At 71.9% G+C, this 23,074-nt stretch carries 20 protein-coding genes, 1 rRNA gene and 2 riboswitches; of the genes, 4 read left to right on the forward strand and 17 right to left on the reverse strand.

Annotated elements, in window-relative coordinates; genetic code table 11:
* Positions 1 to 21 precede the first annotated feature (21 nt).
* From IF47_RS0105985 to selA, 3 genes are all read right to left on the reverse strand, one after another.
* Positions 22 to 606 carry a DoxX family protein gene (locus IF47_RS0105985; protein ID WP_245641014.1) on the reverse strand — a complete coding sequence of 195 codons (585 nt, stop codon included), beginning with the start codon at positions 604 to 606 and terminating at the stop codon, positions 22 to 24.
* 105 nt (positions 607 to 711) lie between these two features.
* Positions 712 to 2,520, reverse strand: coding sequence for a selenocysteine-specific translation elongation factor (gene selB, locus IF47_RS0105990; RefSeq protein ID WP_031507197.1), 1,809 nt, complete (start codon positions 2,518 to 2,520; stop codon positions 712 to 714).
* A gap of 6 nt (positions 2,521 to 2,526) precedes the next feature.
* Positions 2,527 to 3,879, reverse strand: a complete 1,353-nt coding sequence (gene selA / locus IF47_RS0105995; RefSeq protein WP_031507198.1) for an L-seryl-tRNA(Sec) selenium transferase — start codon at positions 3,877 to 3,879, stop codon at positions 2,527 to 2,529.
* Positions 3,880 to 4,071: 192 nt separating this feature from the next.
* Here selA and IF47_RS0106000 point away from each other — a divergent pair, with 192 nt between their 5' ends.
* Positions 4,072 to 4,893, forward strand: coding sequence for a PhzF family phenazine biosynthesis protein (locus IF47_RS0106000; protein ID WP_031507199.1), 822 nt, complete (start codon positions 4,072 to 4,074; stop codon positions 4,891 to 4,893).
* Between the two features lie 51 nt (positions 4,894 to 4,944).
* On the opposite strand, the gene IF47_RS0106005 is transcribed toward IF47_RS0106000, so the two are convergent.
* Positions 4,945 to 5,715: a CPBP family intramembrane glutamic endopeptidase gene (locus IF47_RS0106005; RefSeq protein ID WP_031507202.1), complete on the reverse strand. Its 771-nt coding sequence runs from the start codon at positions 5,713 to 5,715 to the stop codon at positions 4,945 to 4,947.
* A gap of 245 nt (positions 5,716 to 5,960) precedes the next feature.
* The gene (locus IF47_RS0106010) at positions 5,961 to 7,457 is read right to left on the reverse strand and encodes a glutamate-cysteine ligase family protein (protein ID WP_031507203.1); all 1,497 of its coding nucleotides are present in this window, start codon (positions 7,455 to 7,457) and stop codon (positions 5,961 to 5,963) included.
* A gap of 497 nt (positions 7,458 to 7,954) precedes the next feature.
* On the opposite strand from IF47_RS0106010, the gene IF47_RS0106015 reads away from it, so the two are divergent.
* Complete coding sequence (locus IF47_RS0106015; RefSeq protein ID WP_031507205.1) at positions 7,955 to 8,548, forward strand: hypothetical protein; 594 nt, start codon at positions 7,955 to 7,957, stop codon at positions 8,546 to 8,548.
* Between the two features lie 263 nt (positions 8,549 to 8,811).
* Complete coding sequence (locus tag IF47_RS0106020; protein WP_031507207.1) at positions 8,812 to 9,018, forward strand: DUF5999 family protein; 207 nt, start codon at positions 8,812 to 8,814, stop codon at positions 9,016 to 9,018.
* Between the two features lie 139 nt (positions 9,019 to 9,157).
* On the opposite strand, the gene gcvP is transcribed toward IF47_RS0106020, so the two are convergent.
* Positions 9,158 to 12,052: an aminomethyl-transferring glycine dehydrogenase gene (gene gcvP, locus IF47_RS0106025; protein ID WP_031507208.1), complete on the reverse strand. Its 2,895-nt coding sequence runs from the start codon at positions 12,050 to 12,052 to the stop codon at positions 9,158 to 9,160.
* Positions 12,053 to 12,116: 64 nt separating this feature from the next.
* Positions 12,117 to 12,237: riboswitch (glycine riboswitch) on the reverse strand.
* Position 12,238: 1 nt separating this feature from the next.
* A riboswitch (glycine riboswitch) is annotated at positions 12,239 to 12,337 on the reverse strand.
* Positions 12,338 to 12,471: 134 nt separating this feature from the next.
* On the opposite strand from gcvP, the gene IF47_RS0106030 reads away from it, so the two are divergent.
* Positions 12,472 to 12,867, forward strand: a complete 396-nt coding sequence (locus IF47_RS0106030; protein ID WP_078591589.1) for a PRC-barrel domain-containing protein — start codon at positions 12,472 to 12,474, stop codon at positions 12,865 to 12,867.
* Here the strand turns inward: IF47_RS0106030 and IF47_RS0106035 are convergent.
* The 11 genes from IF47_RS0106035 to rrf form a co-directional block, all read right to left on the reverse strand.
* On the reverse strand, positions 12,786 to 14,228 hold the full coding sequence (locus tag IF47_RS0106035; RefSeq protein WP_078591590.1) for a DNA polymerase IV: 1,443 nt from the start codon (positions 14,226 to 14,228) through the stop codon (positions 12,786 to 12,788). The two genes, IF47_RS0106030 and IF47_RS0106035, sit on opposite strands and share 82 nt — an antisense overlap.
* 100 nt (positions 14,229 to 14,328) lie before the next feature.
* Entirely contained in the window at positions 14,329 to 14,928 is a 600-nt protein-coding gene (locus IF47_RS0106040; RefSeq protein WP_031507212.1) for a MerR family transcriptional regulator, read from the reverse strand.
* A 196-nt stretch (positions 14,929 to 15,124) separates the two neighbouring features.
* Complete coding sequence (locus IF47_RS0106045) at positions 15,125 to 15,598, reverse strand: bifunctional nuclease family protein (protein ID WP_031507213.1); 474 nt, start codon at positions 15,596 to 15,598, stop codon at positions 15,125 to 15,127.
* A gap of 54 nt (positions 15,599 to 15,652) precedes the next feature.
* Positions 15,653 to 16,435, reverse strand: a complete 783-nt coding sequence (gene ftsR / locus IF47_RS0106050) for a transcriptional regulator FtsR (RefSeq protein WP_031507214.1) — start codon at positions 16,433 to 16,435, stop codon at positions 15,653 to 15,655.
* Between the two features lie 26 nt (positions 16,436 to 16,461).
* Complete coding sequence (locus IF47_RS0106055; RefSeq protein ID WP_245641015.1) at positions 16,462 to 17,340, reverse strand: FHA domain-containing protein; 879 nt, start codon at positions 17,338 to 17,340, stop codon at positions 16,462 to 16,464.
* Between the two features lie 57 nt (positions 17,341 to 17,397).
* A complete protein-coding gene (locus IF47_RS0106060; protein WP_031507217.1) occupies positions 17,398 to 18,264 on the reverse strand; it encodes a DUF881 domain-containing protein in 867 nt (288 codons plus the stop codon).
* Between the two features lie 7 nt (positions 18,265 to 18,271).
* Positions 18,272 to 18,604, reverse strand: a complete 333-nt coding sequence (locus IF47_RS0106065; protein WP_027750352.1) for a small basic family protein — start codon at positions 18,602 to 18,604, stop codon at positions 18,272 to 18,274.
* Positions 18,601 to 19,509, reverse strand: coding sequence for a DUF881 domain-containing protein (locus IF47_RS0106070; protein ID WP_106982493.1), 909 nt, complete (start codon positions 19,507 to 19,509; stop codon positions 18,601 to 18,603). The genes IF47_RS0106065 and IF47_RS0106070 overlap by 4 nt, the downstream gene beginning before the upstream one ends.
* Before the next feature lie 86 nt (positions 19,510 to 19,595).
* Positions 19,596 to 22,091 (reverse strand): mannose-1-phosphate guanyltransferase, encoded by a 2,496-nt coding sequence (locus tag IF47_RS0106075; protein WP_031507219.1) that lies wholly within the window; start codon positions 22,089 to 22,091, stop codon positions 19,596 to 19,598.
* Between the two features lie 114 nt (positions 22,092 to 22,205).
* Complete coding sequence (gene clsA / locus IF47_RS0106080; RefSeq protein WP_031507221.1) at positions 22,206 to 22,814, reverse strand: cardiolipin synthase ClsA; 609 nt, start codon at positions 22,812 to 22,814, stop codon at positions 22,206 to 22,208.
* Between the two features lie 171 nt (positions 22,815 to 22,985).
* A 5S ribosomal RNA gene (gene rrf, locus IF47_RS28580) occupies positions 22,986 to 23,074 on the reverse strand; the annotation flags it as partial.

Raw genomic sequence — 23,074 nt, forward strand, 5'->3', positions numbered from 1 at the left:
CCCGCGGGGCGTCCGCCCGGATCAGTCCGGGGCGGAGCCCGCGCCGGGAGGCGCCGCCTGTTCCGGCCCGCTGCCGAGCGTGCCGGCGCGGCGCCGCAGGACGGCGGCGGCAGCGGCGGCGCTCGCCGCGAAGCAGGCGGCCGTCATCCAGGGGCGGTTGAGCCGGTGGCCCAGCAGTCGGTCCAGTGAGTACCGTCCCGGCCCGGTGGCGGCGAGGCAGGCGGCGACGAACCCGAGGAAGGCCGGGTACTCGTAACCGCCCTCGGTGACGAAGAAGCCCGCCGGGGCGTGGACCGAGACCGCTCCCGCCATGGTCCCCACGACCGCGGCTCCCGCGGCCGGTGTGGCCAGTCCCAGCGCCAGCAGCGTGCCGCCGCCCGTCTCGGCCAGTCCCGCGGCGAGCGCGCTCTCCCGGCCCGGTTCGAAGCCCATCTGCTCCATCGCCTGTCGGGTGCCCTCCAGGCCGTGTCCGCCGAACCATCCGAAGAGCTTCTGGGCGCCGTGCGCGAAGAGGACACCGCCGGTGCCCGCCCTGAGAACGAGCAGCCCCAGATCGGCGCGTTTCGACATCGGTTTCGGCTTGGGGATCAGCAACGGCACCAGCATCGGGATCACCTTTCCACGGTCCGGTCGCCCTCCTCCAGCCTCACGGCTTCCTCCGGGTTCCACCACCGGCGCGGTCCGTTCGGGGCACTCCGGCCCCTGCCGCTCTCAGGTCCCGCCCGTGCCTCCGGTCGCGCCGGCGGGCGGTGGGCAGCGGCGGCGGGTGCCGTCCAGTCGGACCGTCAATCCCCGTGCGTCCAGGTGCTCCAGGAGGGGGATCACGACCCGGCGCGTGGTGTCCAGGGCGCGGCGCGCCTCGCTGGTGGTGAACGGCTGCTCCAGGGCGGCCAGGAGCGTGGCCGCCCTGGTGTCGGCGCCGGGCAGCAGCACGATTCCGTCCCCGATCCGCAACAGGGCGCCCGCGGCGACGGCGGCGGCGATCGCTTTGGGGGTCAGGCCGAGCTCGGCCAGTCGGTGGGCCTCCGGGGCGCGGAAGGGCGCGCGCCGCAGGTCGGCGCGGACCGCGTCGACCGCCGCCCGCACCGGGTGCGGCAGTCGGGGACGGGTGCTGCTGCCGTGGATTCGGCCGTCACGCCGTTCCAGCCGGGGCCCGTTCTCGGGGGCCGTGTCCGCCAGGGCTTGGACCAGGGCGCGTTCGGGCAGGCCCAGGGCTCGGCGGGCAGCCTCGGTGGGCAGTCCGGGATCCATCGGGTGCCGGGCCGCGTGCTCCTCCACCACCTCCCCCAGACGGCGTCTGAGCGCGGCCCAGTGGCCGGGGTCGGCGAGCCAGTCACCGACGACGGGTTCCGCCGGGGGCGGCACTCCCATGGCCGACAGTTCGGCGCGGCGGACCAGCCCGCGGCGGCGCAGCTCCGCCGCGCCGTCCGGGGCACCGGTCACGGTCTCCAGTTCGCGGGCCCGCGACCGCCCCGCGCCGCGGCGCCCCAGCCGGGGCGGACGGACGTCGAGCACGGTGAGCCCGGCGGGAATCCGGTGCCGACCGGGGTCGCGCAGCAGCGCGGTGTCGCCCACCCGCAGCGGCAGCGGACGGGCGAGCGTCAGCCGGGCGGTGTCGGCGCCGAGCGGTCGGACGGAGACGGGCACGGCGGCGGACCCGGCGTGCAGGACGAGGTGCCGGGGCAGGTCGGTCGCGAGATCGCCGCGCAGCCGTACGTCCAGCAGGGCGGTGGCGAGCCAGCGGTCGGGGGTGAGCAGGGCGTCGCCCCGGTGGAGGGCGTCGGCGGGGACGCCGTGCACGTTGACGGCGACCCGGGCGACCGCGCTCACCTCCGACCGGTCCTCCTTGAGGGCCTGGAGGCCGCGTACGCGCACGGTGGTTCCGTCCGAGGCCACCGTGAGGCGGTCGCCGACGCGAACCGTGCCGGCGGCGAGCGTCCCGGTGACCACGGTGCCGCGACCGCGCACGGTGAACGCCCGGTCCACCCACAGCCGTACGTCGGCGGCCCGGTCCGGTTCGGGCAGGGCGGCGGTCAGCCGGGCCAGGGCCGCGCGCAGGTCGTCCAGGCCCTCCCCGGTGACGGAGCTGACGGGGACGGCCTCGACCTTCCCGAGCGAGGTCTCGGCGATCCGGGCGAGCGCGTCCTCGCGCACCTGTTCCGGGTCGGCGAGGTCGCGACGGGTGACGGCGAGCACGCCGTGCCGCACCCGCAGGGCGTCCAGGACGGCGAGGTGCTCCTCGGACTGCGGCTGCCATCCCTGGTCGGCGGCGACCACCAGCAGGACGGCGGGGACGGGGCCGACCCCGGCCAGCATGTTGCCCACCAGCCTCTCGTGGCCGGGGACGTCCACGAACGCGATCCGCTCGCCGTCGGGCAGGCGGGTCCACACGAAGCCCAGGTCGAGGGTGAGGCCACGGCGGCGCTCCTCCTCCCACCGGTCGGGTTCCATGCCGGTGAGGGCGCGGACCAGCGACGACTTGCCGTGGTCGACGTGCCCCGCGGTGGCCAGGACGTGCACGGTCGGTCACTCCCTTCCCTCGTCCGTCCCCCGCGGGACGGACTTCCCCGCCCGCCGTACGGCCTCCGCCACGGCGGCGTCGTCCTCCTCGGGCACGGTGCGCAGGTCCAGCAGGCATCGCCCGTTCTCGATGTGTCCCAGGACGGCGGGCGCGCCCTGCCGCAGGGGGGCGGCGTACTCCTCGGGCAGGGACACCGCCGCGCTGGGGAGGGTGACGCCGGGGGCTCCTCCGCCGCCGACCGCGGCCTCGCTCTCCACCGCGCGGGCGTCGATGTCCGCGCCGCGCAGTTCGGCGGCGAGGTGCTCGGCCCGCTCCCGCAGGCGCCCGGGGTCGGCGTGGAGCATCTCGTGGACGGGGGTGTCGGGGCCGCGCACGGTGGCCTCCAGCGCCGCCAGCGTCAGCTTGTCGACGCGCAGCGCGCGGGCGAGGGGGTGCCGGGACAGACGTCGGACGAGGTCGGCGCGTCCGAGGATCAGTCCGCACTGCGGGCCGCCGAGGAGTTTGTCGCCGCTGGCGGTGACGAGGGACGCGCCGGCGCGCAGCCAGGTGGTGGCGTCCGGCTCGTCGGGCAGGGCGGGTTCGGGGGCCGGCAGTCCGGAGCCGATGTCGGCGACCACCGGGACGCCGAGCCGGGCCAGTTCGGCGACGGACGCCGATCGGGTGAAGCCGGTGACGCGGAAGTTGGAGGGGTGGACCTTCAGCACGAAGCCGGTGTCGGGGCCGATCACGGCCGCGTAGTCGTCGGCGGTGGTGCGGTTGGTGGTGCCGACCTCGCGCAGGCGTGCGCCGGTGGACACCAGCAGGTCCGGAAGGCGGAACCCGTCGCCGATCTCGACCATCTCGCCCCGGCTGACGACGATCTCCTTCCCCGCGGCGAGCGCGGTCGCGGCCAGCACCAGGGCCGCCGCGCCGTTGCCCACGACGTGGGCGGCCTCGGCGGCCGGCACGGCCTCGACCAGGGCGGCCATGGTGGAGGCGCCGCGCCGGGAGCGGGCGCCGGTGGTCAGGTCCAGCTCCACGTCGGTCGGGCCGCAGGCGGCGGCCATCGCCGCCCGGGCGGCCCTCGACAGCGGCGCGCGGCCCAGGTTGGTGTGGAGGAGGACACCGGTGGCGTTGATCACCGGCCGCAGCCCTCCGGCCGTCTCGGGCAGCGTGGCGACCGCGGTGTCGGCGACCGCCTCCGGCGGGATCTCCCCCTTCCGGGCGCGTTCCTGGGCGCGGGCGACGACCGACTTCACCAGCGCGCGGCCCAGGCGTTCGGCGGCCTCCACCAGCCGGGGATCGGCGAGCACGACGTCCGTGCGGGGGAGCCGGCGCCGTGCGTCCGCTCCGGTCGCCGTCGCGGTGTCGCGGTCCATCCGGTGGCCTCCTGACGGGGGCGGGTACGGGCGTCGGCCAGGATAGGCGCGCTCGGCCCGGAGCGGGCGGCGCCGCACCGGGCGGCCCCGCACCCGGCGGTTCCCGTGCGGTTCCCGTGCGGTCCCCGTTCGGGGCCACCCGCCCGACATTGGCCCTGGTCCGCCCTCCGCTGGCCCCCTACGCTCGCGATCATGAGGATTCGTATCGTCGACGCGTTCACCGACCGCCCCTTCGCGGGCAACCCGGCCGGCGTCGTGCTGTTGGACTCCGGTCCCTTCCCGGACGACGACCGGCTCCAGCGGATCGCCGCCGAGGTCAACCTCTCCGAGACCGCGTTCGCGCACCCGCTGCCCGGGGACGCCGAGGCCGACTGGGCGCTGCGCTGGTTCACGCCCACCACCGAGGTCGACCTCTGCGGCCACGCGACACTCGCCACCGCCCACGTCCTGCGCACCACCGGCACGGTCGGCGACACCGTCCGGTTCGCCTCGCGCAGCGGCGTCCTCACCGCCGGCGCGGCGACGGACGGCTCGATCACGCTGGACTTCCCCACCGCCCCGCTCACCGAGGTCGCCGTCGGTGACGAGGTCCGCGCGGCTCTGGGCGCGGAGGTGCTCTCCGCCCACGACACGGGCGAGAACGTCGGCGACCTGCTGGTCGAACTCGCCGACGAGAAGACCGTGCGCGCCCTGACCCCGGACCTCGCCGCCGTGGCGCGGCTGCCCCACCGGGGCGTCATCGTCACCGCGCGGGCGGCCGAGGAGGACGCGCCCTACGACTTCGTCTCGCGCTTCTTCGGCCCGGCCGTCGGCGTCGACGAGGACCCGGTGACCGGCAGCGCCCACACCGCGCTGGCCCCCCTGTGGTCCGCCCGCCTCGGCCGGGAAACGCTGACCGGCCTCCAGGCGTCGGCCCGCACCGGGCTGGTCCGCACCACGCTGCGCGGCGAGCGCACCCTGCTGACCGGCGATGCCGTCACCGTCATCGACGGGGAGCTGCTCGTCGGGCCGTGAGCGGTCCGACGGTGACCCCGGTACGGCCGCGCCCGCGCGGTGGGGCGGGCGTCAGGCCGTGGGCAGCCAGTCCACCCGGCCGGCCAGCAGCGCGTATCCGACGAACGCCACGATGTCGATCAGCGCGTGCGCCGCGACCAACGGCCCGACCCGCCCCCACCGCCGGTACAGCAGCACGAAGATCACGCCCATCGCCACATTGCCGACGAACCCTCCGATGCCCTGGTACAGGTGGTACGACCCCCGCAGCAGCGAACCGGCGACCAGCGCGGCCATCGGGGTCCAGCCCAGTTGGTCGAGTCTGCGCAGCAGGTAGCCGACGACGATGACCTCCTCGACCACCGAGTTCTGGATCGCCGCGGCGATCAGGACCGGGATCTTCCACCACACGTCCGGCAGCGACTCGGGCACCACCGTGAGGTTGAACCCGCTCGCCCGCGCACCGAGGTAGAGCAGCAGTCCGCTGCCTCCGATGCCCGCCGCCACCACGGCGCCCCATCCCAGGTCGAAACCGGGCCGGCGCAGGTCGAAGCCGATGCCCCGCAGCCCCGGACCGCCTCGGCCGTCGGGCCCCTCGCGGGTCAGGAGGTGGGCGACCAGCAGCACCGGCACCAGGGCCGTGGCGATGCCGAACAGTTGCCAGGCCAGATCCAGCCAGGGGCGGTCCGGAGCGTAGGAGCCGTTGAGCCGTGCCGCCTGGTCCTCCAGGCCGCCGGGCCTGGTCAGCGACCCGACGAAGCTGATGAGCGCCGACACCCCGCTCGCGCCCAGCGACAACCCCAGAACGAGCAGCGTCTCGTGGCCCAGGACCCGACGCGACACCGCGGCGTCGCCGTTCCCGGTCCGCTCCCCACCGTGCTTCCGACCGCGCTCCCGGCCTCCGTCCCGGTGGCCGTCCTCGTGGCCCGGGCCGTCCCTTCCGGGGTCTTCGTCCCGCACGCCTGGTCGCACTCCGCCTCCCGTTCGGCCGTTCCTCCCACCGGCGCCTGGCGGCCCGGGAGGAACAGCTTGCCCCACCGTCGCCGCCCGTCCGCGGCGGGGTTCCCGATGGGGTCGGGCGGGAAGCGCTACGGGCCGACCGGCCAGCCGTGCACCGGCTCCCCGGTGCGGATCAGCTCGCAGTAGCGCCTGACCGTCGCCGCCAGGGCCTTCTCCCGGTCCAGCCCGCTCTCCAGGGCCCGGTGGTAGGCGTCGACCTGCCAGGAGGCGCCGTTGACGCGGCGCCGGCAGCGCTCGTCGACGACCGACAGGTAGCGGTCCCGGTCGCCGGGTTCGATGCCCCAGGCGTCCAGGCCGGCGGCGGCCATCGGCAGCAGTTCCTCCCGCACCAGCCGGTCCACGGGGACGGCCTCCAGAGAACCCCCGCGCCCGGGGCGCGGCCACCACAGTTGGGCCTCCATGCCGTGCCGGCAGGCGTTGTCGAAGTTCTCCGCCGCCGCCGAGAACGGCATCCTGCTCCACACCGGGCGCGCCTCGTCCGCCATCGCGCGCACCAGTCCGTAGTACAGGGCGGTGTTGGCCAGGACGTCGGTGACGGTGGGGCCGGCGGGCAGCACCCGGTTCTCCACGCGCAGGTGCGGCACTCCGTCCGCGACGGCGTACACGGGACGGTTCCAGCGGTAGATGGTGCCGTTGTGCAGGACCAGTTCGTGCAGCGAGGGGATGCCGCCGCCGTCCAGGGTCTCCAGCGGGTCCTCCTCGTCGCTGATGGGCAGCAGGGAGGGGAAGTAGCGGACGTTCTCCTCGAACAGGTCGTACGCCGAGGAGATCCACCGCTCGCCGAACCAGGTGCGGGGACGCACCCCCTGGGCGATCAGCTCGGGCGGCCTGGTGTCGGTGGCCTGGAGGAAGAGCGGCGGACGGGACTCGCGCCACAGCTCGCGACCGAAGAGGAAGGGCGAGTTCGCGCCCACCGCGACCTGGACGGCCGAGATGACCTGGGCGGCGTTCCACACGTCGGCGAAACGCTCGGGCGTCACCTGCAGGTGGAGTTGCACGGAGGTGCAGGCGGCCTCCGGGGCGATGGAGGACGAGGTGTACCGCAGGTGCTCCACGCCCTGGATGTCGAGGACGACCTCCTCGCCGCGGACGGCCATGATCTGGTCGTTCAGCAGGGTGTAGCGGTCGACGGCGGTGAGGTTCGCGGAGACCAGGTCGTCCCCGGTGAGCGTCGGCAGAATGCCGACCATCACGATCCGCGCGTCGAGCTCCCCGGCTTTGCGGTCGGCATAGGCCAGCCCGGTGCGCAACTCCTCCGCGAGTTGGTCCAGCACGCGCCCGGACAGCCGGTGCGGAAGGATATTCACTTCCAGATTGAACTGCCCCAGTTCCGTCTGGAAATCCCGGCTCGCGATGCGCTCCAACACCTCCTTGTTCATCATCCGGGGCATCCCCTCGGCGTCCGCGAGGTTCAGTTCGATCTCCAACCCCATGAGGTCGCGGGGGCGGTCGAAGCGCTGCTCGTCCAGCAGTCGTCGCAACCCCTCGAGGCACCGATGGAGCTTGTCCCTGTAGTGCTGGCGGTCGGACAGGTCGAACCCGCTGGCCACGACCTTCTCGCCCATCGAAGTGTCCCTCCTCGTGTGAACCGTGACCGGATGATGCCCCGCGGATGCCGGAGATAACGCCTCGCGCCGAGGTGAAGGACGCTAAGCTGATGCCGACGGCTTTCGCCGGGCACATTCCCAAGGCATACGGCTTCCGGCACGGAAGGTTGCCACCGGCATACGAACCGCACTCGGGGAAATACCGAAAAGATACGGCCGACCGCATGGCCAACCATTCCCGAGGTCAGCGGCAGGGCACCCGAGGACTCGCAGATGAATCGCCTCCGTGAAATGTCCCGATGTCCTCTTGCCGGTAACATGCGAGACAGCTAGTCGAAACACCGACTGAACACTCGTCGTATAAACTCCACAAAAGCGGCCGAGACGCGGCTCCTCTCTTGGGTGCCGTTCCGTCGAAGCCCTTCCCCCGGCCCTCTTCGTGGCCCCCAGTACGCCGACAGCGCCGTCCGCGCCTGCTGAGCACCACCGTGTCTCCGAGCGAGAGGCGACCCACCATGCCCCTGCGTGTCCAACCGGCCCCGGCACCCGCTCTGCGCAGCGTGCACGCGGCCCTCGGTTCTCCCACCGGTCTCCGCGGCAAGTTCACCCCTCCCGGCCCGCAGGCCCGGACAGGTTCCGTGCAGCCGGATCTCCCCCTGCCACTCCACGTGCTGGACGGGATCACGGCCGCGGCCGGCCCGCCCCGCACCCGGTTGACCGGGTGGCGCTTCCTGCTGCGCGACGCGCACGGCGTGGTGGGGGCCGCCGAGGCCATGCTCACCGCGGACGGCTGGACGTTCTCCCACTTCTGCGAGGGGCCGTTCATCGCCTCCACCGAGACCGCCCTGGCCCGGGCCGAGACGCTGCCGACGACGTACCAGCCGCGGTTGCTGTCCGTACCCGAGCTGTACATGTTGACGCTGTGGCTCCACGGCGACGCGGAGGCCGACGCCGCGGGCGGCTCCCCCGCCCCGGACGACCTGCTGGTGCCGCTGGCCCCGGCGCCTCCGGGCATCGCCGCGCACCGCCCGCACCGCGTCGACGCCCTGCTGCCGCTGCTGACCCGCCGGCTGGTGCCCGGCACGTCGCTGTTGGGCACGCCCGCCTGAGAGCGACGGCGCCACGCCGTTCCCCCCTCCTGAATGACTAGTCCTTCTCGGTGGCGACATCACCCGAACGGATGGATGTCCGCCGCGCAACCGTCCGGGAAAAGGGAGCGTCCCCAGAATTCGAGGAGAGCCGCATCGAAAACCCCGCGGAATTCCCTCCGCGAGGGCAACACTGGGGACCTACCGACCGAGAGATGTGAGGGGCGGCCATGGAACACACTCCACGCCGCAGTACCGGCACGCCGCAGCGGAAGAACTCCACCGTGTGCCGGCATCGACCGCCGTGTCCGCCGGCCGACTCCCCCGACCGTGAGGCCGCCCGACCGGTGGCGCGCTTCCCGGAACAGGGTTGGAGCCTGCTGTGCAACGGCGTCCTCCTCTTCGAGGACACCGGCGAGCTGCTGCCGGACGGGCGGATCATCGCGCCGCACCGGCCACCGGCCGCCGAGCACGTCACGGCCGCGGCCTGAACCCGACGCACCGCACCGCGCCACGGCGTCGAACGCGCACCGGAACCGAGCGGGCCCCCGACGCCTGTCGGGGGCCCGCTCCTCGTGTCCCTCGTGTCCCTCCGCGGTCTCCCGCCTCCGGGACGGTCACGGGGGCCGATCAGCCGTCGTACTCCTCCAGCGGCGGGCACGAGCAGACCAGGTTGCGGTCACCGTGGGCGCCGTCGATGCGCCGCACCGGCGGCCAGTACTTGTCGGCCGCGACGACACCGCCCGGGAAGGCGGCCTCCTCGCGCCCGTAGGAGTGCTCCCACTCGCCCGCGATCTGCGCCGCCGTGTGCGGGGCGTTGCGCAGCGGGTTGTCCTCCGCGCTCCACTCCCCCGAGGCGACCTTCTCGATCTCGGCCCGAATCGCGATCATCGCGTCGCAGAAGCGGTCCAGCTCCGCCAGGTCCTCGCTCTCGGTGGGCTCGATCATCAGCGTCCCGGCCACCGGGAAGGACATCGTCGGGGCGTGGAAGCCGTAGTCGATCAGCCGCTTGGCGACGTCGTCGATGCTGACGCCGGTGGCCTTGGTCAGCGGGCGGACGTCGATGATGCACTCGTGCGCCACCAGGCCGCCCGGACCGGTGTAGAGCACCGGGTAGTGCGGCTCCAGACGCTTGGCCACGTAGTTGGCGCCGAGCACCGCCACCTGGGTGGCGCGGCGCAGCCCCTCCGCGCCCATCAGACGCACATACGCCCAGGAGATGGGCAGGATGCCCGCCGAGCCCCACGGCGCCGCCGAGATCGGCCCCACGCCCGTCTCCGGGCCGGCCGCCGGCTGGAGCGGGTGGTTGGGGAGGTAGGGCGCGAGGTGGGCGCGGACCCCGATCGGGCCGACGCCCGGACCACCGCCACCGTGCGGGATGCAGAACGTCTTGTGCAGGTTCAGGTGGGAGACGTCCGCGCCGAACCGGCCCGGCCGGGCCAGACCGACCAGCGCGTTGAGGTTGGCGCCGTCGACGTAGACCTGGCCCCCGGCGTCGTGGACGGCCGCGCAGATGTCGGTGATGTGCTCCTCGAACACGCCGTGGGTGGAGGGGTAGGTGACCATCAGCACCGCCAGCTCGTCACGGTGCTTGTCGATCTTGGCCCGCAGGTCCTCGATGTCCACGTCGCCGGTCTCGCCGGTCTTCACCACGACGACCTTCATCCCGGCCATCACGGCGCTCGCGGCGTTGGTGCCGTGTGCGGAGGAGGGGATGAGGCAGACGGTGCGCCGCTCGTCGCCGTTGGCGCGGTGGTACGCCCGCACCGCCAGCAGGCCCGCCAGCTCGCCCTGCGACCCGGCGTTGGGCTGGATGGACACCTTGTCGTACCCGGTGATCTCCGCCAGCCGCTCCTCCAGCTCGCGGATCAGCGTCAGGTAGCCCTCGGCCTGCTCGGCGGGCGCGAAGGGGTGCAGACCGCCGAACTCGGGCCAGGTGATCGGCTCCATCTCGGTGGTGGCGTTGAGCTTCATCGTGCACGAGCCCAGCGGGATCATGCCGCGGTCCAGCGCGTAGTCCCGGTCGGCGAGACGGCGCAGGTAGCGCAGCATCGCGGTCTCGGAGCGGTGCCGGTGGAAGACGGGGTGGGTCAGGTAGTCGCTCTCGCGCAGCAGCCCCCCGGGCAGGGCGTCGCCGGCGGCGGCGTCCAGCCTGTCGACGTCCGCCAGACGGGCGGACACGCCGAAGGCCTCCCAGACGCCGGCGAGGTGCTCGCGGCGGGTGGTCTCGTCGCAGGCGACGCCGACGTGGTCGGCGTCGACCTGCCGGAGGTTGATCCCGGCCTCGCGAGCGGCGGCGACGACCTCGGCGGCCCGGCCGGGCACCCGGGCGACGACCGTGTCGAAGAACGCCTCGTGCACGACCTCGACGCCGCCCTCGCGCAGCCCGGCGGCCAGGACGGCGGCGAGGCGGTGGGTGCGACGGGCGATGGCGGCCAGGCCGTCCGGGCCGTGGTAGACGGCGTACATCGCGGCCATCACCGCGAGCAGCACCTGGGCGGTGCAGATGTTGCTGGTGGCCCTCTCCCGGCGGATGTGCTGCTCACGCGTCTGCAGGGCCAGGCGGTACGCCGTGGCGCCGTCGGCGTCCACCGAGACGCCGACCAGCCGGCCCGGCAGGTTGCGCGCGTACGCCTCCCGCACGGCCATGTAGCCGGCGTGCGGTCCGCCGAAGCCCATCGGCACGCCGAAGCGCTGGGTGGTGCCCACCGCGATGTCGGCGCCCAGCTCCCCGGGCGGGGTCAGGAGGGTGAGGGCGAGCAGGTCGGCGGCGACGGTGACGACGGCGCCCAGCTCGTGCGCCCGCTCGATGACGCCGCGCAGGTCGCGCACGGCCCCGGAGGCGCCCGGGTACTGCAGCAGGACACCGAAGACACCGCGGTCGGCGACCTCGGCGGGGATGCCCTCGGACAGGTCGGCGACGACGACCTCGACACCGGTGGGCTCGGCGCGGGTCTCGACCACGGCGATGGTCTGCGGCAGGCAGTCGGCGTCGACCAGGAACACCCCGTCCTTGACCTTGCCGACCCGCCGGGAGAGCGCCATGGCCTCGGCCGCCGCGGTGCCCTCGTCCAGCAGCGAGGCGCCGGCGGTGGGCAGGCCGGTCAGGTCCGCCACCATGGTCTGGAAGTTCAGCAGCGCCTCCAGGCGCCCCTGGGAGATCTCCGGCTGATAGGGGGTGTAGGCGGTGTACCAGGCCGGGTTCTCCATGACGTTGCGCATGATGACCGGCGGCGTGAAGGTGCCGTGGTAGCCCAGGCCGATCATGGACTGCAGCACCCGGTTGCGGGAGGCCAGGGAGCGCAGCTCGGCCAGGACCTCCGCCTCGCTGCGGGCTTCCGGCAGGTTCAGCGCCTCGGTGCTCCTGATCACCTCGGGCACCGCGGCGGTGGTCAGCTCGTCGAGCGATCCGTACCCCACCTGGGCGAGCATCTTGGCCCGGTCACCGGCGTCGGGTCCGATGTGGCGTTCCTCGAAGGGCGCTCCCCGCTCCAGTTCGGCGAGGGAGACGCGGTCGTGTGTCATCTGCGGAGGCCTCCTGGTCCGTACGACCTGCGAGGGGCACCACGGCGCGGGCGCCCGAACGGCCTCCCCCTCTGTCATCTCGACCTGAGAGCTTCACCGGTCCGCGCCCGCGGTCCGGTTTTCACCGTCGGTGAGGAGGGGCTGCGGTGTCGCTCGTCCGCGGCCCGCCCTGCTTTCCAGAGTGACCTCGCCCGCGCGGTACGTGAGCCTGAGAGATTCCGGGGAGGATTTGCTCCTTCGGCGCCTCCGGCGTCTTCCGTCGGAGGACTCTCCCGCTCGGGGTCAGCAGCCGTTTCAGAGCCTACCAGCGCCGGATGTCGCGGGCCTCGCGTCGGTTCCGGTTCCGGTTTCGAGTGGCCGATGCACCGAATGTGCCCTTTCGTTGTTTGTAGGAACCGTTTCCGAGTACGCGCGAACTTATGCGAGCAGTTGGAGGGACCGTGCAGACCGACATCGATCCGCGGCACCTGATAGGGCTCAAGGCCTTCGACCGCGACGGACAGAAGATCGGCACCGTGGACGAGGTGTACCTCGACGACACCACGGGCGTCCCGGAGTGGGCGGCGGTGCGCACCGGGTTCTTCGGCCGCGACGCCTTCGTCCCGCTGGAGCCCAGCGACGTGGTGGACGGGGTGCTGCGGGTGCCCTTCGAGCGCTCCCTGGTCAAGGGAGCCCCGGACTTCGGCGTGGGCCACCACCTCTCCCCGGAACAGGAGCTGATGCTCTACCGCCACTACGGGCTGGACGTGCCCGCCGAGGCGCCCGCCTCCGACGACGGGATGACCTTCGGGCGGATCGCGGGCTCGGAGGGCTGACCGGCCCGCGGCGCCCGCAGGGGGAGCGGGTCGGAGGGCGCCAGCTCCGGGTCGTCCACCGCGAAGGTGCGCACCCGGCCCGGTGGCGACCCCGGTTCCTCGAACCGCACCGTGACCCGTCCCAGACCGCTTCCCTGGACCCAGCCCGGTCCGTACCGCGCGTGCCGCACGTCCAGGCCGGGCAGCCAGCGCCGCCCGGTCCTCGAGACCTCGTCGGCCGCCGGAACCGCGGCCGAGCCGTCCGCCGCGGGCGGGGTCCGACGCGGCCGATCACCGGGGACGGCACCGGCGGCCTGGGCGAACAGGTCCTCCTGGGTGAAGTCGGCCAGGCCGCTCACCCCGACCCCCAGCAGCCGCACCCCCGAGGTGGTGTCCACGCCTTCGACGAGTCGGGCGGCGGCCTCCTTGACGACCACCGGGTCGTCCGTGGGACCGCGCAGCGTCTCGGAACGGGTGAGGGTGGAGAAGTCGTAGTTGCGCACCTTGACCACCACCGTGCGCCCGGAGCGTCCCGCCTTCCGCAGCCGCTCCACACAGCGCTCGGCCAGCCGGGCGATCTCCGCGTGGATCCTGGTGCGGTCGGTGAGGTCGATGTCGAAGGTGTCCTCCACCGAGATCGACTTGGCGTCCCGCTCGGCCACCACCGGCCGTTCGTCGATCCCCTGCGCCATCGTGTACAGCGCCGTGCCGTGCGCCCTGCCCAGCAGCCGGACCAGCTCCGCCTCCCCGGCCTCGACGATCTCCCCCACGGTCGTCACTCCCGCCCGGCGCAGCGTCTGAGCGGTGGCGGGCCCCACACCGGGCAGCGTGCGCACCGGCATGGGTGCCAGCAGGGCGCGTTCGGTGCCGGGCCGGATCACCACCAGCCCGTCGGGCTTGGCCTGCTCCGAGGCGATCTTGGCGAGCATCTTCGACCCGGCCAGCCCGACCGAGCCGCTGAGCCCGGTGGCGGCCCTGATGTCCCGGCGCAGCCGCTCGCCGACGGCCAGGGCCTCGCGCGCCGACGCCACCCCCGAGTCGCCCGCCTGGAGATCCACGAACGCCTCGTCCAGGCTCAGCGGCTCCACCAACGGCGACAGCTCGCGCAGCAGGCCCATCACCACATCGCTCACCTGGCGGTAGAGGCCGAAGCGGGGCGTGAGGTACGCGGCGTTCGGGCACAGCCGTCGAGCCTGTCCCATCGGCATCGCCGAGTGCACCCCGAAGGGGCGGGCCTCGTAGGAAGCGGTGGCGACCACTCCGCGCGGACCGAGGCCACCGACGATCACGGGCTTCCCGCGCAGGCTGGGTTTGGCCGCCTGCTCCACGGCGGCGTAGAACGCGTCCATGTCCAGGTGCAGGACCGTCGGTGCCCTTCTCACACCTGCGATGCTGCCCTACGCCACCGACAACCGCGACGACCGTCCCCACCCGCACCGAGAACTCCCGGCGGCACCGGCGGCCCGGGGACGGCCCCGGTGCTCAGCCCGCCCGGTTGCGGCGCCGCGCCAGTTCGTCGGCGGGATTGTTCCCCACCAACGTCTCCCCGGTGTCCACCCGCTCGGCGTGCAGTTGGGACAGGACCGCCTCCACGTCCCGCCACACCGCTCCGACGGCGATCCCGAAGACGCCCTGGCCGCCCTGGAGGAGGTCGACGACCTCGTCGGGCGAGGAGCACTCGTAGACCGTCGCCCCGTCGCTCATCAGCGTCGTGTGCGCGAGATCGCCCAGTTCGCGCGAGCTCAGGTGCTTCACGGCCGTGCGGATGTTCTGCAGGGACACACCCGCGTCCAGGAGCCGCTTGACGATCTTGAGGACGACCACGTCGCGGAAGCTGTAGAGCCGCTGGGTGCCGGAGCCGTACGCCGGGCGGACGCTGGGCTCGACCAACCCCGTACGGGCCCAGTAGTCCAACTGCCGATAGGTGATGCCCGCGGCCGCGCACGCCGTGGGGCCCCGGTAGCCGATCGACTCGGAGCCGGCGTCCCGCGCCGCGGAGGCGGACCGCGCAGGGGGCCGTATGGAGGACCCGTGCAACGGATACGGATCGCCCGCCGCCCTACTGTCGCCGGTGCTTCTCACGCCGACCCTCCGTCCTTCACGTCCCGTGGATATGCCCGGGACCTGCCCAATCGACGGTAGGCAGTCGCCCGGGGCGCGTCAACGATCGCCACACTCGGCACGCCGAGTGATAATCACCCAAGGGGTGGTTTCGCGTGCCCTCATCACGGGAATGGGTGCCGGAATGGTCCGACGCCGGAGGCTCCCCCTACCGGCCCTACTGGTTGCTGCTGCCGAAGTCCTCCGGAGAGATCTGGTCGAGGAACTCGCGGAACTTCTCCACTTCGTCCTCCTGCTCGTCCGGGATCGCGATCCCCGCGTCGTCCAGCACACCGTCACTGCCGTAGATCGGCGTCCCCGTGCGCAGAGCCAACGCTATGGCGTCGGACGGCCGCGCGCTCACCTCCACGCCACTGGCGAAGACCAGCTCGGCGTAGAAGACGCCTTCCCGCAGGTCGGTGATCCGCACAGCGGTGAGTTCCTGCCCCACCGCTTCCAGAACGTCCTTGAACAGGTCATGGGTCAACGGGCGGGCGGGCGTCATGCCCTGCTGGGCGAAGGCGATCGCGGTCGCCTCCCCCGGACCGATCCAAATGGGAAGGTACCGGTCGCCTCCCACTTCACGCAGGAGAACGATCGGCTGGTTGGAGGGCATTTCGACCCGGACACCCACAACGTCGAGCTCGTTCACACAGCAACCCTAGGACGTGCCCGCCCCCTTTGGGTAGTCGAGCCCCCCTCCATCTCAGTGGAGATGCGTCTTCAGCGCCGACCGGACCAGGGCGGCGTGCAACCGCACCGCCAGTGTGGCCAGCTCCCGCGCGGTCGCCTCGGCATGCGCCCTCGTCTGCGGGTTCCGGTGCCTGCGCAGCGGGGCGACCACCTGCTCGATCAGCCCCGCCTCCCGCTCGGCCGCCGCCTTGACCACACGCAGATGGCGGGGTTCCAGGCCGTACCGCCCCAGGTCGGCGACGATCCGGGCGACGGTGACCGTGTCCGCGTCGTACCCACCGTCCGAGGCCGGGCCGATCAGCCCGTACGACTCCCACTCGGCGAGCCGCTCCTCGTCGACCTCCGTGACGGCCAACAGTTCGGCGCGCCCCATCCGCGTGGTGGTGGGGCCGTCGGGACCAATCGGGGCATCACCGTCCGGACCGGTGGACGGTGACGGAATGCCGTCCACCGCGTCCAGCGGATCGGACGGCCGTGTCGGGCCGGGCAGGCTGATCTCCTCGCCCCGGTCGAGTGCCTCGAGCTGTTCCTTGATGACCCTCAGCGGCAGGTAGTGGTCCCGCTGCAGCCGCAGCACCCGGCTCAGGCGCTCCACGTCCGCCGCGCTGAACTTGCGGTAGCCCGACGGAGTGCGCCGGGGCTCCACCAGGCCCTCGGACTCCAGGAAACGGATCTTGGAGACCGTCACCTCGGGGAACTCGTCCCGCAGCAGGTTGAGTACGGCGCCGATGCTCATCGGGCCGGATTCCTCGGCGGCGGTGCCCTTGCGGGCACCGCCGGACCGTGATGGCAGCATGGGGCGTCCCCGGGGCGGTCGGTGGATCAGACGGTCCTCTTGCTCGCGAAGAAGACCAGCCGGTACTTGCCGATCTGGACCTCGTCGCCGTTGTTGAGCAGGACCGAGTCGATCCGTTCGCGGTTGACGTACGTGCCGTTGAGGCTTCCGACATCGGCGACGGTGAACCGGCCGTCCGGGCCACGCCGGAACTCCACGTGGCTCCGGGAGACGGTCACGTCGTCGAGGAAGATGTCGCTCTGGGGGTGCCGCCCCGCCGTCGTCAGCTCGCTGTCCAACAGGAAGCGGCTGCCGGAGTTCGGCCCCCGGCGCACCACCAACAGCGCCGAGCCCATCGGCAGGGCGTCCACGGCCGCCTGCGCCTCGGGCGACAGCGGCGGGGCCGTCTGCCCCGTCATCTCGGCCTCGTAGGCCTCCAGGCCCGAGATCGAGATGGTGGAGGTCGTCTCCGAGGAGCGCTCCGGCGCGGGGGTGCCGCCGTGCAGCGGCGCACCGCAGTTGGAACAGAACCGGCTCGTCTCGGCGACGCGGTTCCCGCACCTCGAGCAGACCGACGGATCGGTACCTCCGCTTCCGCCCGAAGTTGACGGCGCCTCGGAACCTATGCGGCCGGACGCGCCCCGGTCCACGGCACCGGAGCCGTGACCACTCGAATCGCCGCCGTTACCGGGAGCGACCTCGTCCCGGAAGAGCGGACGCTGCGTGTTCTCGGCAGGCTCCCCGCCTCGCGGCGCGCGGTGCCGCGCGCCCTCTCCGGCGTCCTGACGCTTGCCGAACAACTTTCCAAGAAAACTCACGGGCGATTCCCCTCGCACGAAACAGACCCGCCCGTGGGGCAGGACAGACCCTCGATGCTCACAGTGGCCGTAGCGGACATCCTCACAACATCCCCGGCCTTCGGACAGTTTCCCCTACTCGTCGGCCGGCAAGCCCGCCGACCCCCCGGTTTCTCCCGCATCGACTCACTGTGATGACGACTGAGCGTAGTCAGGCCGCTTCTCCGATCGCAAGGCATCCACGACGATCTTCTCTGAACGGGTTATGGACACGGTGGCCTGCTCCTTCTCCAGAGTCTGGACGACACCGCCCGGGATGTTGAGCGCGGGCTCGATGTCCTGTGGTTTACCGATGACCTCGAAGCGGTAGGGCGCCGACACCTTGCGTCCGTCGATCCTGATGTCGCCGTCGTCGTCCGTGAAGTGGGTGCTCGTCACCACCCGCACGTCGTTGACCTCGATGGCCTCCGCACCCGCCGCCCGCAACTCCTGAATGGCGTCCAACAGCATGTGCGCCTCCACCGCGTCCACCGGATCGCTCACCGTCATCCGGATACCCGGTCCCTGAGCCGCCACCGTACCCGCCAGCACCCCCAACTGCCGTGCCCGTTCCTGGGTCTGGCGGCGAGCCTCCTCCGCCTGGTTGGAGCTGTTCTCCAACTCCGAGCGCTGGTTCTCCAGCTTCCTCTTCTCCTCTTCCAACCGTTCGGTGCGGCTGTCCAACTCGTCGAGAATCCGCACCAGGTCCTCCTGCCGCGCGCCGCGCAGCGGGCTGTTCTCGCTGGTGGAGCGGACCTGGATGGCGAGCCCCAGCCCCAGGACGAACAGCAGCAGCGCCACGGTGAGTTGGTTGCGGTTCACCCTCGGCGGCCACAGGCCGCGGATCAGCCGCTCGCGTCCGGTCGGCTCCGGCCGCGCCTCGGGCGGGACCGGCGACCCGGCGGGGCCGTCCCCCGTGGGCTCCTCCGCACCGCCCTTCTCGGGCTCCTCCGCCCCCGTGGCCTTCTCCGGCTTCTCTTCCGGGCCTTCGCCCGGTGACCTGTCGTCGCTCATCGTCCACTCACGCCCGGAACACGTGCCGCCGGATGGCGGCGGCATTGGAGAAGATACGGATACCCAGCACCACCACGACACCGGTCGACAGTTGCGCGCCGACACCCAGCTTGTCGCCGAGGAAGACGATCAGGGCGGCCACCACCACGTTGGACAGGAACGACACGACGAAGACCTTGTCGTCGAAGATGCCGTCCAGCATCGCACGCAGACCGCCGAACACCGCGTCCAACGCGGCCACGACGGCGATCGGCAGGTAGGGCTCGACGACCGTCGGCACCACGGGACGGACCACGAGCCCGGCCACGACTCCCACGATGAGACCCAAAACGGCGATCACGATGTACTGCCCTCTCCTGTCTTCACGGGCTCGGCTGTGCGAACGGTCAGGCTGGGGGCGGCCGGCAGCCGCACCCTGTCCTGCACGGAGATCCTGGTGCGGATGCCGTAGTCGTCCTGCAGCACGTCCAGGTACCGGCCGTCGCTGCTGTTCTGGAACTCGCCGCTCAGCCGCTCCCCGTCGCCGATCGCGAGCAGCGTGTACGGCGGGACCAGCGGCTTGTTGTCGACGAGTATGGCGTCGCCGGCGGCGCGGATGGCGGACAGGGCCGTCAGGCGCTGGCCGTTGACCGAGATCGCCTCGGCCCCCGACTCCCAGAGCCCGTTGACGACGCGCTGCAGGTCCCTGTCCCGCACCCGTCCGGTGTCGGCGAAGCTGGTGCTCTGACGCGGCCCGCTGGCCCCGCTCTGTCCGGCGTCCTCGGCATCGTCGACGACCAGCTTGATCCCCGGACCCTCGACCGGCACGGCTCCGGCCAACAGGGCGACCAGCTCGCTCCGGTCGCCGCCGTGCTCCTGCAGTGCCTTGCGCTGCATCGCCGCGACTTCCTCGCGGAGATCGTCCACGTTCCTCTGCAGGTCGTCGGCGTCCCGGCTGCCGTCCTCGATCCGGTCGATCAGCTCCTGTCGCTCCCTGGCGTCCGTGGGCGCCTCGTAACGCGCCTGGGCGGCGCCGAGCGTGACCACCAGCGCCGCGAGGACGAGACCGGCGGCCAGCCCGAGCTTGGCCCGCAGCGTGCGGGGAAGCCCGGACCGGCCCTCGGCGCCCCGACGGGCCGCGGCTTCCGCGTAGCCGTCGTCGAGGCTGTGCTCCATCACATTGGTCAGGAGCGACATGGAGGCATCGGGTCGCGCAGGCCGTGAGGGGGTGCTCCGTACGGGGTGCTGCTGCGACATGCCGCACATCGTCGCACGTCCGGCCCCGTACCGCCGAACGGGGCCTCCGGAGCGCCGGCTCACGGCGACTTCCGGGGCCCCGTCGGGCTCGGGCGTCAGCGTCCGGCGCTGTCGACCACCGCCGACCACTCGTCGAGCAACGCCTGCGCGGAGGCGTCGTCGGGCCCCTCCGCCCACAGGTGTGTGACCGCCTCGGCCGGGTCCGGCAGCACCATGATCCACCGGCCGTCGGACTCCACCACGCGCACCCCGTCGGTCGTGTCGACGTAACGGTCCCCCGCGGCCTCCACAACCCTCCGCATGACCATGCCCTTGACCGCCCAGGGCGTGGCCAGGTCACGACGGAGCACGTGGGCCTGCGGGATGCGGGCGTCGATCTGGCTCAGCGTGAGCTGGGTCCGGGCCACGAGCCCGAGCAGCCGCACGAAGGCCGCCGTGCCGTCGAAGACACTGCTGAACTCCGGCACGATGAACCCGCCGCGGCCGTCACCGCCGAAGATCGTGGCGTCGTCGCGCCCGACCCTGGTGAGGTCGTCGGGCGAGGTCGTGGTCCACTCGACCTGGGTGCCGTGGTAAGCGGCCACCTGCTCGGCGATACGGGTCGTGGTCACCGGCAGGGCGACCTTCCCGCTGCGCCGTTCGGCGGCGATCAGGTCGAGCATCACCAGCAGCGCCCGCTGGTCCTCGATGATCCTGCCCCGCTCGTCGACCAGGGAGATCTTCTCGCCCACCGGGTCGAACCGGACCCCGAAGGCCGCCCGGGCCGAGGCGACGATCTCCCCCAGTCGCACCAGTCCGGCGTGACGGGTGTCCGCGGTCTCGGTGGGCCGCGACTCGTCGAGACCGGGGTTGATGGTCAGCGAGTCGACACCGAGCCGACCGAGCAGACTGGGCAGTACGAGCCCGGCGCTGCCGTTGGAGGCGTCCACGACGACCTTGAGACCGGACTCGGCGACACCGGTGGTGTCCACCGCTCGCAACAGCGTTCCCGTGTAGGAGTCGAACACGCTCGCCGGGAAGCTCAGGTCTCCGATCTCGCCGGGGAACGCCCGGCGGTACTCCTGGCGGGCGTAGACACGGTCGAGCTTGCGCTGACCCGCCTGGGAGAGGTCGGCGCCCCTCTCGTCGAAGAACATGATGTCGACGGAGTCGGGGATGCCCGGGGTGGTGCGGATCATGATGCCGCCCGCGCTGCCCCGCGCGGTCTGTTGCCGCGCCACGGGCAGCGGCACGTTCTCCAGGTCGCGCACGTCGATGGCGCTCGCCTGGAGGGCCGAGATCACCGCGCGCTTGAGGGCGCGCGCGCCTCGGGAGTGGTCACGGGCGGTGGTGACCGTCGCGCCCTTCTTCAAGGTCGTGGCATAGGCGCCGGCGAGCCGTACGGCCAGTTCCGGCGTGATCTCCACGTTGAGGATGCCGGAGACGCCACGGGCGCCGAACAGGTGGGCCTGACCGCGCGACTCCCAGATGACGGAGGTGTTGACGAACGCGCCCGCCTCGACGGTCTTGAAGGGGTAGACGCGGACGTTGCCCTGGACGATGGACTCTTCACCGACCAGGCACTCGTCACCGATGACCGCCCCGTCCTCGATCCGGGCGGCACGCATCACGTCGGTGTTCTTGCCGATGACGCAGCCGCGGAGGTTGGACTGCGGGCCGATGTAGACGTTGTCGTGGACCACCGTCTTGTGGAGGAAGGCCCCGCTCTTGACGACCACGTTGGAGCCGATGACCGTGTGCTCGCGGAGCTCCGCGCCGGCCTCCACCTTGGCGTAGTCGCCGATGTACAGCGGTCCCCTCAGCACGGCGTCCGGGTGGACCTCCGCCCCCTCGGCGATCCAGACGCCCGGGGAGATCTCGAAGCCGTCGAGGTCGACGTCGACCTTCCCCTCCAGGACGTCGGCCTGGGCCTTCACATAGCTCTCGTGGGTGCCGACGTCCTCCCAGTAGCCCTCCGCGACATAGCCGTAGATCGGCTTGCCTTCCTTCATGAGCCGCGGGAAGACGTCCCCCGACCAGTCGACGGGGACGTCGGGTTCGACGTAGTCGAAGACCTCCGGCTCCATGACGTAGATGCCGGTGTTGACGGTGTCGGAGAACACCTGGCCCCAGGTCGGCTTCTCCAGGAAGCGTTCGACCTTTCCGTCGTCGTCGACGATGGTGATGCCGAACTCCAATGGGTTCGGCACCCGAGTGAGGCACACGGTCACCATCGCACCGCGCTGGCGGTGGAAATTGATGAGTTCTGTCAAGTCGAAGTCGGTGAGCGCGTCGCCGGAGATGACGAGGAACGAGTCGTCCTTGAGGGCTTCCTCCGCGTTTTTGACGCTACCGGCGGTACCGAGCGGCTTTTCCTCATTGGCGTAGGTGAGCTCCATACCGAGCTCCTCGCCATCACCGAAATAGTTCTTGACCAGTGAGGCCAGGAACTGTACGGTCACCACGGTCTCGGTGAGACCATGCCGCTTGAGCAGCCTGAGCACGTGCTCCATGATGGGCCTGTTGGCCACCGGCAGCAGCGGCTTGGGCATACTCGCGGTCATAGGGCGAAGGCGGGTGCCCTCGCCACCGGCCATTACGACGGCCTTCATGTCGGAAGCGTCCTCCTTGAAGAGACGGCAATCATGCCGACCATGCCCTGTCGGGGAGACCCGTGGTTCTCTGAGGGGTTACCCGATCCACAGCCGAAGGAAGAGAGTCAGGGCCTAGCCGGCAGTTGCGTCCACCTTGACCAGACGGCGGACTTGGACCACGTAGAGGATTCCTGCCCACCAGTACAGAGTTGTACCCCAGCCGGCGAACGCCCATCCGAAAATAGCAGCGAGTGACGGAATCCATCCTTCTCCGTCACTGAGCAGCAGCAACGGGAAGGCGTACATCAGGTTGAACGTGGCGGCTTTCCCGAGGAAGTTGACCTGCGGGGGCGCGTAACCATGCCGATCGAGGATCCAGATCGCGACCAGCAACATGAGCTCGCGCGCCAGGAGCAGCCCGGTCAGCCAGAGCGGCAGGATGCCGCGCCACGTCAGCCCGACGAGGGTGGAGAGGATGTACAGCCGGTCGGCGGCCGGGTCCAGGATGCGGCCGAGACTGCTGATCTGATTCCAGCGTCGAGCGAGTTTACCGTCGAGGTAGTCGCTGATGCCGCTGAACGCCAGCACCAGCAGCGCCCAGCCGTCGGCGTTGGGTCCGCCGAACTCCGGCCAGAGGATCAGCCACAGGAAGACCGGTACGCCGACGAGCCGCGCCATGCTGAGGATGTTGGGGATGGTGAGGACGCGGTCCGTTTGGACGCGCGTCTCCTGGGCCTCCACCCTGGACCTCCTGTGAGTCCGTACCAACGATGCCTCCTGACGATACCCCCAGCGTGGCTCGGCGGCTGAAAGGGGGTCCGGGAACGAGCCGGACCGGCAAACCGAAACAAAGGCCCGAAAACGTGAAGAGGCCCCGTCGGAACCTGCCCGACGGGGCCTCAACAACAAATCGTTCGGCGGCGTCCTACTCTCCCACACGGTCCCCCGTGCAGTACCATCGGCGCTGAAGAGCTTAGCTTCCGGGTTCGGAATGTAACCGG

Source organism: Streptomyces megasporus (genome assembly GCF_000718985.1).
Taxonomy (GTDB): Bacteria; Actinomycetota; Actinomycetes; order Streptomycetales; family Streptomycetaceae; genus Streptomyces; species Streptomyces megasporus.

Bases quoted from the DNA above. Each gene is read 5' to 3' on its own strand.
- IF47_RS0106070 (WP_106982493.1), bottom strand. From the start codon at position 19,509: ATGTGCGGCATGTCGCAGCAGCACCCCGTACGGAGCACCCCCTCACGG.
- IF47_RS0106015 (WP_031507205.1), top strand. From the start codon at position 7,955: ATGCCCCTGCGTGTCCAACCGGCCCCGGCACCCGCTCTGCGCAGCGTG.
- ftsR (WP_031507214.1), bottom strand. From the start codon at position 16,435: ATGCTGCCATCACGGTCCGGCGGTGCCCGCAAGGGCACCGCCGCCGAG.
- IF47_RS0106030 (WP_078591589.1), top strand. From the start codon at position 12,472: ATGCGAGCAGTTGGAGGGACCGTGCAGACCGACATCGATCCGCGGCAC.
- IF47_RS0106060 (WP_031507217.1), bottom strand. From the start codon at position 18,264: ATGAGCGACGACAGGTCACCGGGCGAAGGCCCGGAAGAGAAGCCGGAG.
- IF47_RS0106000 (WP_031507199.1), top strand. From the start codon at position 4,072: ATGAGGATTCGTATCGTCGACGCGTTCACCGACCGCCCCTTCGCGGGC.
- selA (WP_031507198.1), bottom strand. From the start codon at position 3,879: ATGGACCGCGACACCGCGACGGCGACCGGAGCGGACGCACGGCGCCGG.
- IF47_RS0105985 (WP_245641014.1), bottom strand. From the start codon at position 606: ATGCTGGTGCCGTTGCTGATCCCCAAGCCGAAACCGATGTCGAAACGC.
- IF47_RS0106010 (WP_031507203.1), bottom strand. From the start codon at position 7,457: ATGGGCGAGAAGGTCGTGGCCAGCGGGTTCGACCTGTCCGACCGCCAG.
- gcvP (WP_031507208.1), bottom strand. From the start codon at position 12,052: ATGACACACGACCGCGTCTCCCTCGCCGAACTGGAGCGGGGAGCGCCC.
- IF47_RS0106075 (WP_031507219.1), bottom strand. From the start codon at position 22,091: ATGAAGGCCGTCGTAATGGCCGGTGGCGAGGGCACCCGCCTTCGCCCT.